Raw genomic sequence first — 14,918 nt, 5'->3', positions numbered from 1 at the left:
CGGGAATCGGAGGGAGGCGCGTGCCGACAGGTGTCGGCACGCACTAATCGACGCGTCGAACCATCAAGGTCCGGAACGCACATGTGTTGCCCTGAGAGCGACCGCTCGCGAGACGCGTGTCGACACATGCAGCACGCCGTTTCCTGCCGCGAGCGATCGCGCACCGCGCGTGGGTATCATGTGCTGGCGGCGAGACGTGGGCCCGTGTTGAGGGGAATTGCCCCGGCCTCAGTCCATTGCGACGGCTGTTTGCTTACCCAAGGATCGATGCCCTGCTTCTGCACTTCCTCGAGAAACGCCACGCGCGTGCGCCAGTAATCCGCTTGCAATTTCACATCGATGACACGCTGTTCCGCCGTGAACAATTCCATGCGCGCCGTCACCAGCATCGACGCAGCGGTCTTTTCCGGCGTGGGTGCGTGACGCAGCGACCACCGGTTGATCCAGTTCATCATGTTGATCTCCCCCGAGATAATGGACGAACCCGTATCGGGCAATTGCATTCAGCCGCGCGCCTGCCCGAACGGGTGCGGCTGCCACCACACTTCACCACCTGGATGCCACGCGCGCCGGCGCCATTCCCTCATCGTTGGCGCCGGCACACGTGTGAGCAACGAACGCGGTATCTGAAACGGCATGGCACATGCGCGCATGTTGCCGGGCGTTTGAAATGTTGGTCGCGTGGCACTTGGACCGCATCGCGCCATCGCCGTTCGGCGCCCGGCTGCCTTGCGCGCGACATGCCCTCATGACGCGCACGATCGGTACAGGCTTCCTGGTGTGCGGCTATCGCCAGGAGTCGTCGCGACGTTCGGTGAATATGCGAACCGTGTTGACGCACTTGGCGCCGACGAGGCATGGGCGCGCCGACCGCGTCATGCAATGCGTAACAGGAACAGTGATGCGAGACAGCCGCCGCATGACGGCCAATAGATATTTGGACATGATTTCCCCGATCTCGCTGAATGCTTGTTTGTCGCCCGCATCGAGCCGTCTGACCGTGCGGGTTCTGGTGTGCACGAGAAACGGAGCAAGTTGCGGACCAGCTCGGGAGATGCCAATGCATCCGGGCGGCGCGGTCACCAGCGATATCTCGGTGAAACATTCGGGAGGCAGCTTTGTTTCAATCGTGTAACGTCGGATCTACGGGGCCGGGAGGGCGAATGCCAGGCCAGACAAGGATCGGCCGGAAAAAAGCGGAACAGCGCATCGGCCGGACATATTCGATCCGACGATATGAACTCCGCCGAGCGTCAAGAAATGTTTCAACGATGCAACCCGCCCCGAATATTGTGAAGACTGCGGCCTTGGTTTTTCGGCAGGCTTCCCATGCGGAGACACCCGAACAGTTTCTTGCTGCGTTCGAAGGCAGCGAGTCCGGATCGTTCTCGCGATCAGACGGCTGAAAGTGCCCGATTCCGGTCAACGCATGCAACTCGACGGTTCGGGGTTTCAAGGCGGTCCACGGCCATCTTTAACGTGCCCGACATGCTGCCTGCTGATTTTCGTCGCTCAATCCGTCGCGGCGTGGCCGCATTGTCCGATATCAACTAGTCGCTTAACAAACTGTCATCTTGCGTCAAAGGCACCCGGTTCAGAGGTATCGCTACCACCTTCGACCGGCGATGCTGTCCACAATGATGAATATACGGACACGCATCGCCATGTACGTTTCCGCCTTTCCCGACATATGCTGGTACTGTGTTTTCCCGGTCGAGGGAGACACGACAACAGATAACCAAGATGATCGTTCAGAGGCGCTCGATCCGGCCTGCTGCGTACGGTCGACATCGCCACTCCCGTCGCCGAAGCGTCGCTGAAAGCGATGCTCGCGTTGTTCCATTTGGCCGTGCTCTCGAATCCTGAATCCCCCCACCCGCGTACCAGCCGACATTGATCACGTGCGCGACGCGTGAGATGCGTGTTCGGCTCCATGTCGTTGCGGCCGAATCCAAATCGGTCAGTACTGCTATTGGATACTCGACAAGACAAACATACCGAATCCACGAAAATATGCGCCGCATCGGTGTTTCAGGCCAGCCATGCCGTCGCGACCTGCCGGGCTTGCCCAGGTGCATCACTCGGCGAGCGGCAGCAAGCGTCGGTTTTGCGGCAGACAGGTCGTTTTCGCGCATGGATCGGCACGTGCGAGAGCCAGGTGCCGGTGATGGTCTGCCGGCAGTGCAAAAGGCGTTTTACTGCTTACGGAGGTAAGAGATGAATTTCATCTGCAGACGCCTGTCCCGTTCCGTTTCCCAGCGTGTCGCGGCCGGCAGCGTCATCGCGCTCGCATCCGCAATCGGACCGTGCGCGCAGGCTCAAGTGCTCGGCCCGCTTGTCCAGGTGGCGGCGGGCGACCCATTCAGCGGATGCACTGCCGACCAGGTGCATGCACAGGAGACCGCGTTTGGGAGCGTCCTTTATCCGGCAACGTCGATCGAGCCATGGGTGGCCGCCGATCCGACCGACACGTCTCGCCTCCTCGTCGGCCACCAGCAGGATCGCTGGAACGACGGCGGATCACGAGGCCTCGTCGGCGTCGTTTCCAACGATGCGGGCACCAACTGGGCCAATTCGATCCCGACCGGCGTGACCGAGTGCACCGGGGGCAAATTCGGTCGCGCCTCCGACCCGTGGGTGGACTTTGCGCAGGACGGAACGGCCTTCTTCTTCTCGCTGGTGCTGGACCCGATGAAGCCGACGACTGTGTTCGGCGCACGAAACAGCGCGATGCTGGTCAGCCGCTCAGTCGACCACGGCGCGACATGGCAGGCTCCCGTTACGCTGATCCGCAGCGCCTCGCCGCATGCGCTGAATGACAAGAATTCGCTTACCGCCGATCCGACCGCGAACGGTTACGTCTATGCGGTTTGGGATCAGCTGAGCGTTTTCCCGCCGAGTCGCGACGCTGATCAGTTGCTCGCGGGAAACGATGGTGTCGCGATCGCGCGCCAATTGCTGAATGCCACAGCGGGCACATCGTCGGTATGTGAGCCGTTCACGAGTCCGCCGTGCAAGGGCGGTGCGCCGGTCTTCAAGTTCAACTTTACCGGCCCGACGTTCTTCTCGCGATCCACCAACAATGGCGTGACCTGGAGCGCCGCCGCCCCGATCTACCAGCCTGGCACGAACAAACAGACGATCGACAACATCGTACGGGTGCTGCCTGACGGAACCCTGCTCGATTTCTTCACGGCGATCAATGTGACGCCGCAGGTTCTCAACATCGGCTATATCAAGTCGACGAACAAGGGCGGGAACTGGTCGGGACCGGCATTCGCCAGTGATATTCAGGTGGTCGGCGTGGTCACGCCGGACTCCGGCCAGCCGATACGAGATGCCGCCATTCTCTATAGCGTCGCCGTAAACCCGGTGACGGGGGCAATCTATCTTGCCTGGCAGGACGATCGTTTCCTGGCGGCCCAATGCACCACGCCCACCGGCACGATCCCGATCGACGCGATCGCTTTCAGCGAGTCGGATGATGGCGGGGCGACCTGGTCGAAACCGGTGATGATCAACAAGACGCCGGCGAATGCCGCGAACCCTTGCCGGCAGCAGGCGTTCATCCCTGCGGTCGTGGCGTCGGGCGACGGCAAGACAGTCGTGGTGACCTACTACGATTTCCGGAACGACAGGAACATGCCGGCCGGCTTCGAGGGCACCGACTATTTCGCGCTCTTCTGTTCGACTTCCACCGGATGCGCGAACGCCGCCAACTGGGGCAATGAGCAGCAACTGACCACGGCCTCGTTCAACATACTTGACGCTCCCGTGGCACGCGGCCATTTCCTTGGCGATTATATGGGCCTGACCGCTAGCGGACCCACGACCGTGTACCCGGTGTTCGGCATCGCCACGGGTCACAACGTGACGGCCGAATTCACGCGTCAAATCTCGGGATTGCAGTAATTTCAGACGGCGGCGACTGGAGGTCGCCGCCCTTCCGCTACATCCGCCCAATCGCCTGAAATTCTCGCTCACCATACGCCAGCGATGCAACCGTATCCGCCGCTCAACCCCGCAACAGTGCCTCCGGCGTGACCCACTCCGCCCCCCACGCGGCCGCAAGCCGCGCACCCCGCCCGACCTTCACGGCCGAATCGTCGAAATCGACGAACACGACGTGCTCGGCCGCCGCCGGCTTCGCCGGCATCTCGTGTGTGCGCCCATCGGACAGCACCCACAGCCACCGCTGCTTGTCCGGATCGCACCGCGCATCGCGCGCGAGCAGACTCGCTGCGGCGTCGATCCCGTCCGCGAGCGGCGTGCCGCCACCGCCGCCGACCGGCTCGAGCCAGCGCGCATTCCACCAGCGCGGCACTGCCGGCCCGAAGCGGCGTTCCGCGCCCGCCCCGCCGAAACAGATCAGCGCCGTCTCCGCGCGCATGCGTGCGGCCTGATCGAAACACGCGACGATCAAACCCTTCGCCGATGCGAGACGGTCGAACGACAGCATCGACGCCGAGCAGTCGAGCACGAAGCAGTGCAGCGCGCGCGACGCGGCGGCCTGCTTCCGGAAACGCAGATGTCCGGCATGCAACGGCTCGCCGCCCCTGGCCGCGAAGGTCGCCGGCCATGCAACGGCCGAACCGGCACGTGCAACGCCCGGCACGGCCGTTGCACGCCCGGTTGCGCGCTGCTGCCATCGAGGGCCGCGAACCGTGTTCGCGGCGGCGCCGTCTCGATGGCTCAGCGTTTTTTTAGCGGCAGCGGCACCACGCCCTTCACCGCGTGCAACCCGGCAGGCTCCGGCGGCAGGTAGCCCCAATCGCCCTGCGGATCGGCCGCGTCGCGCCCCGGCGTGGCGGACATGTCGGATGACGCGGCGCGTTCCTCGCGCAAGTCGCGCGACGAGCGGTCATCGTTCGTGCGCCCCTGAGGCGGGACAGCGGACGGTGCGTGCTGCGCATTGCGCCGATGCCGGAGCACGGCTTCCGCCACCCGCTCGACGTGCCCGACCGTCACCGCGTCCGCGCCGTCGAGCGCGGCCAGCGCACGCGCGGCACGCAGCATCACGAGGTCCGCGCGCAGTCCGTCGACGGCCGCCTCGATGCACAACGCGCTGACCCGCGCATGGACGGCATCGTCGAACGCGAGCGACGCAAGGCGCTCGCGGGCCGCGCGAATCCGCGTCACCAGTTCGCGTTGCGCCGCGTGATGCCGCGCGCGGAATGCGTCGGGCTCGAGATCGAACGCGAGCCGCGCCTTCACGATCTGTTCGCGTTGCGCTGCGTCGTAGCAGTTCTCGAGCGCGACCATCAGCCCGAAACGGTCGAGCAGTTGCGGACGCAACTCGCCCTCTTCCGGGTTCATCGTGCCGACCAGCACGAAACGCGCATCGTGCGCGTGCGACACGCCATCGCGTTCGACGATGTTGACGCCGCTCGCGGCGACGTCGAGCAGCGTATCGACGAGCCCGTCCGCGAGCAGGTTCACCTCGTCGACGTACAGCACGCCGCGATGCGCGCGCGCGAGCAGCCCCGGCTGAAAGCGCACGCCGTGCTCCGCGAGCGCATGCGCGAGATCGAGCGTGCCCGTTACCTGCTCGTCGCTTGCCGACAGCGGCAGCGTGACGAACTGGCCTTCCGGCAGCAGCTCGGCCAACGCGCGCGCGGCGGTCGATTTCGCGGTGCCGCGCGGCCCGCTGACGAGCACGCCGCCGAGCGACGGATCGATCGCCGCTAGCAGCAGCGCCTGTTGCAATGCCGACTGTCCGACGAGTGCGGCGAATGGAAACACTGCGCGCGTGTGGTGTGCCGGATCGGTCATCGGCGTCCTCCTTCCTGATGATGTTCGCTCGCGAGCCAGATCGCTTCGATCCGCTCTCGATAATCGCCCGGCTGCTGCCACAGCCCGCGCTGCATCGCCTCGACGAAACGTTCGCAGATGCCTTGCAGCGCGCGTGGATTGTGTCGTTCGAGGAACGCATGGGTGTCGTCGTCGAACAGGTACGCGTCGGCGACGAGCGCATATTGATGGTCGGCCAGCACGCGCGCGGTCGCGTCATAGCCGTACAGATAGTCGACGGTCGCGGCCATTTCCGCCGCGCCCTTATAGCCGTGCCGCTTCACGCCGTCGAGCCATTTCGGGTTCACGACGCGCGAGCGGATCACACGCGCGATTTCCTCGCGCAGCGTGCGCATCTTCGGCGCGGCCGGGTTCGCGTGGTCGCCGTGATAGAGGCTCGGCTGCCGGCCCGACAGATGCCGCACCGCAGCCGTCATGCCGCCCTGGAACTGGTAGTAGTCGTTCGAATCGAGGATGTCGTGCTCGCGGCTGTCCTGGTTCTGCACGACGACGTCGATCGCCGCGAGCCGCTCGCCGAACACGTCCGGCGCCGCGTCTCCCGCGCTGTTCTGCGCATACGCGTAGCCGCCCCACTGACGGTACGCGTCGGCGAGATCGGCATCGGTCTGCCAGCGACGCTGGTCGATCAGGTCCTGCAGGCCCGCGCCGTAGCTGCCGGGCCGCGCGCCGAACACGCGCCAGCCTGCGCGGCGACGCGCGTCGTCGGGCGGCACGCCTTGCGCGATCCATTTCGCACGCTCGCGTTCGATGCGCGCGCGGATCGGGTTCAGGTGCTCGGGCTCGTCGAGCGCCGCGACGGCCTGCACGGCCGCGTCGAACAGGTGCATCAGGTTCGGGAACGCATCGCGGAAGAAGCCGGAGACGCGCAGCGTCACGTCGATGCGCGGCCGGTCGAAGATCTCGATCGGCAGGATCTCGAAGTCGGTCACGCGATGGCTGCCGTGCGCCCACTTCGGCCGCACACCGATCAGCGCGAACGCTTGCGCGATATCGTCGCCGCCCGTGCGCATCGTCGCCGTGCCCCATACCGACAGGCCGATCGCGCGCGGGTAGTCGCCATGATCCTGCAGATGCCGCTCGATCAGCTGCTGCGCGGATTTCAGGCCGAGCGACCACGCGGCCTGCGTCGGTACCGCGCGCGTGTCGACCGAGTAGAAATTGCGGCCCGTCGGCAGCACGTCGGGGCGTCCGCGCGACGGCGAGCCGCTCGGGCCCGGCGGCACGAAGCGGCCGTCGAGCCCGCGCAGCAGCTGGCGCAGCTCCTCGCGACCGCATGCGTCGAGCGCCGGCATCAGCGTCGAGCGCACGCGATCGATGACAGGCTGCGTATGCGTCCACGTACCGGGCGGCGGCTCGCAGCCCTCATCCGGCGCAATCGCGCACAAACGGTCGAGCCACTGCTGCGCGAGCCGCTCGAGCCGTTCGCGCGTATCGCCAGCATGGCGCCACGGCGTATCGTCGAGGTCCGCCAGCAGTGCCGGCCGCGGCCCTTGCCACGGCGCTGCCCAGTCGGCGGCCAGCGGGTCGAAATCGTCGCCGAGCGCGAGATCGCGCGCGAGCGCGCCGATCAGCCCGGCGCGCGCGTGCTGCCCGTCGCCGATCGGGAAGCGCGCGAGCGCGAGCAGCGTGTCGCGCCGCTGGCGATCGACCGGCGACATGCCGAACACATGCAGCCCGTCGCGGATCTGCGCTTCCTTCAGCTCGCACAGCCACGCGTCGACGCGCGTCAGCAATTCGTCCTCGCCGCTCGCATCGCGCGGCGGCGCGACGCTCAGCTCGTCGTGCAGGCGATGCTCGGCGATCGTCGCGAGGATCGTCTTGCGCAGCAGCTTCGCGCGTCGCGCGTCGACCATCAACGCTTCGTAGTATTCGTCGACCTGCCGCTCGAGATCCTGCAGCGGGCCGTAGTTTTCCGCGCGCGTGAGCGGCGGCATCAGGTGATCGACGATCACCGCCTGCGCGCGCCGCTTCGCCTGGCTGCCCTCGCCCGGATCGTTGACGATGAACGGATACAGGTGCGGCAGCGGCCCGAGCGTCAGGTCGGGCCAGCACGCGTCGGACAGCGCGACGCTCTTGCCCGGCAGCCATTCGAGGTTGCCGTGCTTGCCGAGATGGATCACCGCGTCGATGCCGAACGCATGACGCAGCCAGAAATAGAACGCGAGATACGCATGCGGCGGCACGAGGTCCGCATCGTGATAGCTCGCGTAGTCGTTCTCGCCGCGCGAGCGCGACGGCTGGATTCCGACGAACACGTTGCCCGCGCGCCAGCCGGCAATCGTGAAGCGCCCGCGGCGCAGCGTCGGGTCGGCCTGCGGCGGCCCCCAGCGTTCGTTCAGCGCTTCGCGCACGGCCGCCGGCAGCCGTTCGAAATGCGTCAGGTAATCGGCGAGCGAATAGCTCTGGAACGCAGGCCGCAGCGCCTGCATCGCCGGATCGTTGGTCACGCCTTCGGTGAGCCGCGCGATCAGCGCATCGCCGTCGGCCGGCAAGCCGGCGACGCGATAGCCCGCGTCGCGCAGCGTCGCGAGCACGCCGAGCGCCGATGCGGGCGTGTCGAGCCCGACGCCGTTGCCGATCCGCCCTTCGCTTTGCGGATAGTTCGCGAGGATCAGCGCGACGCGCTTGTCGGCGTTGTCGAGCGTGCGCAGCCGGCACCAGCCGCGTGCGAGCGCCGCAACGAAGCCGATGCGTTCCGCATCGGGCTGGTAGCGCACGACGTCGACCTCGGTGTGCGGGCAGCGGTACGCGAGCCCCTTGAAGCTCACCGCGCGCGTGACGATGCGGCCGTCGACCTCGGGCAGCGCGACATGCATCGCGATGTCGCGCGCATGCAGCCCCTGGTTGTCGGCGAGCCACGCGTCGCGGTTGCCGCCGGACAGGATCACCTGCAGCACGGGTGCGTCGCCGGCGAGGATGTCGGGTTCGCGTGCATCGATCGCGCCCGCGGCGAACGCAGTCGTGTTCAGCACGAGCGCGACGTCGTGCGCGTCGCAGAGTTGCGCGACCACTTCGCGGCTCACCGCATCCTTCAGCGACGTCACCGCGACAGGCAGCGGATTCAGCCCTTCGCGGATCAGCGCATCGGCGAGCGCGTCGAACACCGCGGTGTTCGCGGCCTGCCAGTGCGCCTTGTAGAACAGGATCGCGACGACGGGCGCGCCGGGCGTCCAGCGCGGCAGCCAGTCGTCGATGCTTGCCGGGTCGCGTGCCGGGTGATACAGCGCGGCGGCCGGCAGCGGGCGCGGCGGCGCCGGCTCGTCGCCGAAGCCGAGCGTGTGAAACGCAATGCTGCGCAACAGCGCTTCGGCGTTGTGCGCGCCGCCTTCGCGCAAGTAGCGCCACCACAACCGGCACAGCTCGGGCGCAACGGTGCTCTTCGCGATCAGGTTCGGATCTTCCTGCAGGTCGCCCGAGAACATCGCGAGCCGTTGCCGGTGCCGCGACGCGAGCGACACGGCCTGCTCGATCCCGTACGGCCAGTACGCTTCGCCGCCGAGGTGGTCGATCACGACCGCCTTCGCGTGCTTCAGCACGTCGTCGACGTAGAAATCGACGGATGCCGGCTGGCGCAGGAACGTCACGTTCGCGAGCCGCACGCTCGGGAAGCCACGGGCCAAGCGCGGCACGACGCTCGCGAGCAGCGACAGCGTCGTGTCCGCGGAGCTCAGGATCACGATTTCGGCGGGCCGCTGGTCGATCCGGACGACGCCCTGCGTATCGTCGACGAAGCCGCCCGGTGTGGTGCGCAGCAGATGCATCGTGCGTTACGCCTGTTGCGTCTCGGCCGCGAGCGCCGCGTCGAACGCGCGCTGCAGCGCGGCTGCGTCGAGGTCCTCGCCGATCAGCACGAAGCGGCTCGCGCGCGCGTCGCCGTCCTGCCAGCGGCGGTCGAAGTAGCTGTCGAAGCGGCGGCCGACGCCCTGGATCACGAGCCGCATCGGTGCGTCCGGCAGCGCGGCGAAGCCCTTCGCGCGATAGATCGTGTGCGCCTCGACGACGCGCTGCAGCGCGGCGATCGTCGCGTCGCGCGAGCCCGCATCGCCGGTTACGACCACCGAGTCGAAATCGTCATGATGGTGGTCGTGATCTTCGTCGTCGGCCGAGCCGTGATGGTCGTGGCGCAGGTGAATGGTTTCCTCGGACGCCGATTCGAGCCCGAGCAGCATCGCGAGATCGAGTTCGCCGCGCGTCGCGCGAACGATCTTCACCTGCGGCGGGATTTCCTCGCGGATCGCCGTCTCGACCTGCTCGAGCTGCGCGCCGTCGACGAGGTCGGCCTTGTTGACGATCACGAGATCGGCGGACGACAGCTGATCGGCGAACAGTTCGTGCAGCGGCGATTCGTGGTCGAGGTTCGGATCGGCGCGGCGCTGCGCATCGACCGCCTGCGGGTTCTCCGCGAACTGGCCGCTCGCGGCAGCCGGGCCGTCGACGACGGTCACGACCGCGTCGACGGTGAAGCTGTTGCGAATCGACGGCCAGTTGAACGCCTGCACGAGCGGCTTCGGCAGCGCGAGGCCGGACGTCTCGATCAGCACGTGGTCGATGTCCGCGCGACGCTCGACGAGCGCCTCCATCACCGGATAGAACTCTTCCTGCACGGTGCAGCAGAGGCACCCGTTCGCGAGTTCGTACAGCTGGCCGGACGCTTCGTCCTGCGCGTCGTCGCAGCCGATGCCGCAGCCCTTCAGAATCTCGCCGTCGATGCCGAGTTCGCCGAACTCGTTGACGATCACCGCGATGCGGCGGCCCTGCGCGTGTTGCAGGATGTGGCGCATCAAGGTGGTCTTGCCGCTGCCGAGAAAGCCCGTGACGATGGTGACGGGCAGCTTGCGCATGGTCATGGAAGGTCCTGTGTCGAAAAGGAGAATCAGGCGGAGATCGTCACGTCGATGTCGTCGTAGCGCTTCACGCGGTAGATCACGGCCGACACGAGCCAGCTCGCGACGAACAGCCCGATCACGAGGTAGCCGAGCATGCCGAAATGCGCGGCCGCCATCGATGCGAAGTCCCAGACCGGGCCTTGCAGCGACAGCTTGTCGGCGATGAGCGCGAGCACCTCGATGCCGCCGATCAGCGCGGCGACCAGCACGGAGACGAACGTGATCGTGATGTTGTAGTAAAGCTTGCGGATCGGCCGCACGTACGCCCAGCGGTACGCGCCCATCATCAGGATGCCGTCGGTCGTGTCGACGAGCGTCATGCCGGCGGTGAACAGCGCGGGCAGCACCATCACGGACCAGAACGACAGCCCGCCCTGCACCTGCGTCGCCGAGATGCCGAACAGCGCGATCTCGGTCGCGGTGTCGAAGCCGATCCCGAACAGGAAACCGATCGGATACAGGTGCCAGCTGCGCGACACGAGCCGGAACAGCGGCCGGAAAATGCGCGCGAGCACGCCGCGCTTGTTCATCAGCAGGTCGAGATCCTCCTCGACGAGCGGCTCGCCGCGCTTCACCGCGCGGAACGTCCGGTACACGGAGATCAGGATCATCAGGTTCGCGGCCGCGAGCAGCAGCAGGAAGAACGCCGACACGCAGGTGCTGATCGTCCCGCCGATCGCGCGCATGCCGTCGAAGCGTGCGATCGATGCCGCCGTCAGCGCGACCACGACCGACATCACGATCACCACCGTCGAGTGGCCGAGCGAGAAGAACAGGCCCGCGCCGAGCGGGCTGCGGCCTTCCTGCATCAGCTTGCGCGTGACGTTGTCGATCGCCGCGATGTGGTCGGCGTCGACCGCGTGGCGCAGGCCGAATACGTACGCGAGCAGCGCGGTGCCGAACAGCACCGGCTGGCCGTGGAACGCGATGAACGCCCAGATCCACGCGCCGACGTTGAACGCGATCAGCAACGAATAGATGGCGACGATCTTGCCGCGCAGCCCGGACGGGCTGTCGTTGAACAGGCGGGAAAACGAGTCGAGCATGGTGCTCCCTTGCGAACGGTCGACATGATGAATGCCAACACGGCCGCCACCGGTTGCCCGGGCCCGCGCATGCCCCGGATGCTCCACCGGCCTGCGCGCAACGCGCGGCGGGTCGGGAAACGGGAAACGCTCGGATGCCGGACGCATTGCGGCTGCGGCCGTGGACGATGCGCCGCATCCCCGCGGCGCTGAACCCCTCGTCTCGGCCGGTATCCGGGCTGACGAACACGCCGCTTCGCCTTCCCGGACGCACGTGGCGTCCAGTGGCGGTCGTCCGCATGCAGGTGGCATGCGGCGAAGCGGCGCTGCTTCGCGCGTGGCGTGAAGCGTTCGCTTACCGTTGCGGGGGCAGCACAGGTTGGCGCAGCTGCGGTGCAGGCAGGCTCCCTGTTTCCCGTTTAACTGCGCGCGCCGGGGGGCGCGCGCGAGCACCGAAACGCGTGCGAGTGTAGGTGGAGCACGCGGGGGCGTCAAGGCGGCGGGCGGCCGCTCGGCGGCGCGCCGCGCATTTCAGACGAGAATGATTGTCATTTTCAACTCACGAAGATAAACTTATCTCAATGTCAAATCGATGCAGCTCACCCCGATCATTCAGTCATCCTGATATTTTCATGCCGAAATCTCCAATTTCCGGGCGGTGTCGCGATACGCTGGCCTTCGCGCTTTGCTCGCTGCTGTCGGCCCTCCCCTGCGCGTCCGAGGCCGCCGGATCCGAAGACGACCTGCCCGCGCTGGAAGTGCGTGCGCGCCGCCATCCGCACGATCCGCGTCCCGAGCGTGTGAGCACCGCGACCCGCACCGACAGTGCTCCGCGTGACGTGCCGCAGACCATCGAGACCGTGTCGGTCGACGACACGTTTTCTTACGGTGGCCGCACGCTGGCCGACGCGCTTGCAGGCGTGCCCGGCGTGTCGAACACGTCGGACACGCGCTTCGACGCGTTCCGCATTCGCGGCTTCTCCAGCGCCGGCGACCTGCTGCTCGACGGAATGCGCGACGATGCGCAGTACGTGCGCAGTCTCGGCAACATCGAGCGCGTCGAGGTGCTGAAGGGCCCGGCCGCAGCGCTCTACGGGCGCGGCAGCGGCGGCGGCGTAATTAACCGGATCAGCAAGCAGCCGCTGCCCGACGACTTCGGCAGCGTGTCGGCGACGGCCGGCAGCTTTGGCCGGCTCGGTGTATCGGCCGATCTCAACCGCGCACTGTCGCCGCACTGGAGCATGCGCGTCAACGCGGGACGCGAGTACCAGCGCAGCTTTCGTGACGCAGTCGACGGCACTCGCCAGTACGTCGCGCCATCGCTGAAATGGAAAGGCGAGCGCAGCAGCTGGCTGCTGCAGTTCGAATACGATTCCTACGCGCGCGTTCCCGATCGCGGGATGCCCGCGTCGGTCGCCGCGGTCGATCGGGCCGGCAAGCCAACCGAGTACGCACTGCCGCGCGCGTCGCGCCACACGTTCTTCGGCGTCGCGGACCGCGACACGATCCGCGACGCGAACATGAACTGGCGTTCGACCTTCACCCGGCAACTGGGCGGCGACTGGCAACTGCGCCATCTGCTGAGCGTGCTCGATCTGCACAGCACGTTCGACAACACGTACGTCACGCAGAGCTACCTGGCGAAACCGCGCGACTACGGACGCGTGCAGCGCGCCCGCTATCTGCAGGACATGCACCATTTGAACGTGCAGACCGATCTCGAGCTGAGCGGCAGCGCGACGACGGGGCCCGTCGCCCATCACCTGCTGTTCGGCGTCGAATACGGCTGGCAGCGACGCGCGCCGCGGCTGTGGAGCGCGACCGCGGCGCCGGTGTCGATCACCGGCCCCGACATCTTCGACCATGGTGGTTCCGCACCGGCGCCGTACATGATGAACCGCCACCTCGCGACCGATTACGCGCTGTACGCGCAGGACCGCATCGACGTCGGCCGCTCATGGAAACTGCTGGCCGGCCTGCGCGTGGATCGCTTCGCCGCCGCATCGACGAACCGGCTGAACGGACTGCACGCGCGGCGCGCCTCGACCGCCTGGAGCCCGCGGCTCGGTGTCGTGTGGTCGCCGCTCGAAGCACACAGCGTGTACGCGTCATACAGCAAGAACTTCGCGCCGGTCGGCGGCGACTTGATCGGCGTCACGCCGGGCGCGCGCGGCAACGCGAACGATCTCGGCCCGCAATATAGCCGCCAGCATGAAGTCGGCATCAAGAGCGACTGGCTGAACGGCAGGCTCAGCACCACGCTCGCACTGTTCCAGATCGACCTGTACAACCGCAAGGTCGCGGATCCCGTGCGGCCCGGATTGTTCGAGCTCGCAGGACTCGAACGCAATCGCGGCGTCGAATTCGGCGTCGCCGGCAGACTGGCCGGCAACTGGTTCGTGCGCGGCGGGTTCGGCTGGCAGAACGCGCGGATCGTCGAAGCCGAAGCAAACGTGGCCGGCAAGCGGTCGGCCGGCGTGTCGTCGTCGAACGGCTGCCTGTTCATCGGTTATGCGCCGTTGACCGGCTTTTTCGCGGAAACCGGCGTGGTTTATGAAGGCGCGCGCTATGCCGACCGCGACAATCTGCTCACGCTGCCCGCCTATGCACGCTGGGACGGCAAACTCGGCTACCGAACGCGCGACGTTGAGCTGACGCTCGCGGTCGTCAACCTCTTCGATCGCGACTATGTCGCGAATGCGACGAGCGTTGCGCAGATCATGCCCGGTGCGCCGCGGACGGTGACGGTCATGGCCACGTACAAGTTCTGATCCAGGGCGAGCGATCGTCGGCTCTGCGCAGACCGTGCACGCCGATGGCTCCGAATGCGCCTGGATGGGTTTGTCATGAAAAGGGCTCTTCCAATGAACTTACGCACTATCTCTCACCAAGAATCTTTTCCTGACGACCAGACTGACGAGTCAAATCCCATTCCAGCAATATGCTGAACGCAAGAAAAACCATCGTCATCAATAGCAGATTCGCTGCAGAAAATGCCCCGGGAGTGAAAAGACAGCCCAGTGCGCCAACCCAAACCCCGAAAGGAATCGCCCGGGTAGCCGCACCCAACAAGATGCCGGGCCACCCGCCGCCATATCGCTTGCTGAAAGGATCGGGAAACAGGCCGTAAAGCAAGAATCCCTTGACTGCCCTGCGCGAGATATGAAATCGCATAATCATTCCGTGAAATCCGGCT

At 66.4% G+C, this 14,918-nt stretch carries 10 protein-coding genes and 1 riboswitch; of the genes, 3 read left to right on the top strand and 7 right to left on the bottom strand.

The features are described from left to right. Window positions 1–176: 176 nt before the first annotated feature. The gene (locus ACV22Z_RS07690; RefSeq protein ID WP_448075832.1) at window positions 177–455 is read right to left on the bottom strand and encodes a hypothetical protein; all 279 of its coding nucleotides are present in this window, start codon (window positions 453–455) and stop codon (window positions 177–179) included. A gap of 293 nt (window positions 456–748) precedes the next feature. Here ACV22Z_RS07690 and ACV22Z_RS07685 point away from each other — a divergent pair, with 293 nt between their 5' ends. Both ACV22Z_RS07685 and ACV22Z_RS07680 read left to right on the top strand, forming a co-directional pair. Further along, complete coding sequence (locus ACV22Z_RS07685; protein ID WP_448075710.1) at window positions 749–1,135, top strand: hypothetical protein; 387 nt, start codon at window positions 749–751, stop codon at window positions 1,133–1,135. A gap of 1,082 nt (window positions 1,136–2,217) precedes the next feature. Then, window positions 2,218–3,912, top strand: a complete 1,695-nt coding sequence (locus tag ACV22Z_RS07680; protein WP_448075709.1) for a sialidase family protein — start codon at window positions 2,218–2,220, stop codon at window positions 3,910–3,912. 103 nt (window positions 3,913–4,015) lie between these two features. Here the strand turns inward: ACV22Z_RS07680 and ACV22Z_RS07675 are convergent, their stop codons facing one another. From ACV22Z_RS07675 to ACV22Z_RS07655, 5 genes are all read right to left on the bottom strand, one after another. Continuing rightward, window positions 4,016–4,615, bottom strand: coding sequence for a vWA domain-containing protein (locus tag ACV22Z_RS07675; RefSeq protein ID WP_448075708.1), 600 nt, complete (start codon window positions 4,613–4,615; stop codon window positions 4,016–4,018). 77 nt (window positions 4,616–4,692) lie between these two features. Further along, window positions 4,693–5,772 (bottom strand): ATP-binding protein, encoded by a 1,080-nt coding sequence (locus tag ACV22Z_RS07670; protein ID WP_448075707.1) that lies wholly within the window; start codon window positions 5,770–5,772, stop codon window positions 4,693–4,695. Then, window positions 5,769–9,572 carry a cobaltochelatase subunit CobN gene (gene cobN / locus ACV22Z_RS07665; RefSeq protein ID WP_448075706.1) on the bottom strand — a complete coding sequence of 1,268 codons (3,804 nt, stop codon included), beginning with the start codon at window positions 9,570–9,572 and terminating at the stop codon, window positions 5,769–5,771. Before cobN ends, ACV22Z_RS07670 begins: the two co-directional genes overlap by 4 nt. Window positions 9,573–9,578: 6 nt before the next feature. Next, window positions 9,579–10,658 (bottom strand): cobalamin biosynthesis protein CobW, encoded by a 1,080-nt coding sequence (gene cobW, locus ACV22Z_RS07660; RefSeq protein WP_448075705.1) that lies wholly within the window; start codon window positions 10,656–10,658, stop codon window positions 9,579–9,581. Between the two features lie 26 nt (window positions 10,659–10,684). Continuing rightward, on the bottom strand, window positions 10,685–11,743 hold the full coding sequence (locus tag ACV22Z_RS07655) for a HoxN/HupN/NixA family nickel/cobalt transporter (RefSeq protein ID WP_448075704.1): 1,059 nt from the start codon (window positions 11,741–11,743) through the stop codon (window positions 10,685–10,687). A gap of 187 nt (window positions 11,744–11,930) precedes the next feature. Beyond that, window positions 11,931–12,194, bottom strand: a riboswitch (cobalamin riboswitch). 160 nt (window positions 12,195–12,354) lie between these two features. On the opposite strand from ACV22Z_RS07655, the gene ACV22Z_RS07650 reads away from it, so the two are divergent. Next, window positions 12,355–14,493, top strand: a complete 2,139-nt coding sequence (locus ACV22Z_RS07650) for a TonB-dependent receptor (RefSeq protein WP_448075703.1) — start codon at window positions 12,355–12,357, stop codon at window positions 14,491–14,493. A gap of 106 nt (window positions 14,494–14,599) precedes the next feature. On the opposite strand, the gene ACV22Z_RS07645 is transcribed toward ACV22Z_RS07650, so the two are convergent. Beyond that, window positions 14,600–14,902 carry a hypothetical protein gene (locus ACV22Z_RS07645; RefSeq protein WP_448075702.1) on the bottom strand — a complete coding sequence of 101 codons (303 nt, stop codon included), beginning with the start codon at window positions 14,900–14,902 and terminating at the stop codon, window positions 14,600–14,602. Between the last annotated feature and the right edge of the window lie 16 nt (window positions 14,903–14,918).

Source organism: Burkholderia sp. PU8-34 (genome assembly GCF_053427725.1).
The sequence above is the reverse complement of the archived record's forward strand: the minus strand, read 5'-3'. Positions and strand labels throughout refer to the sequence as shown.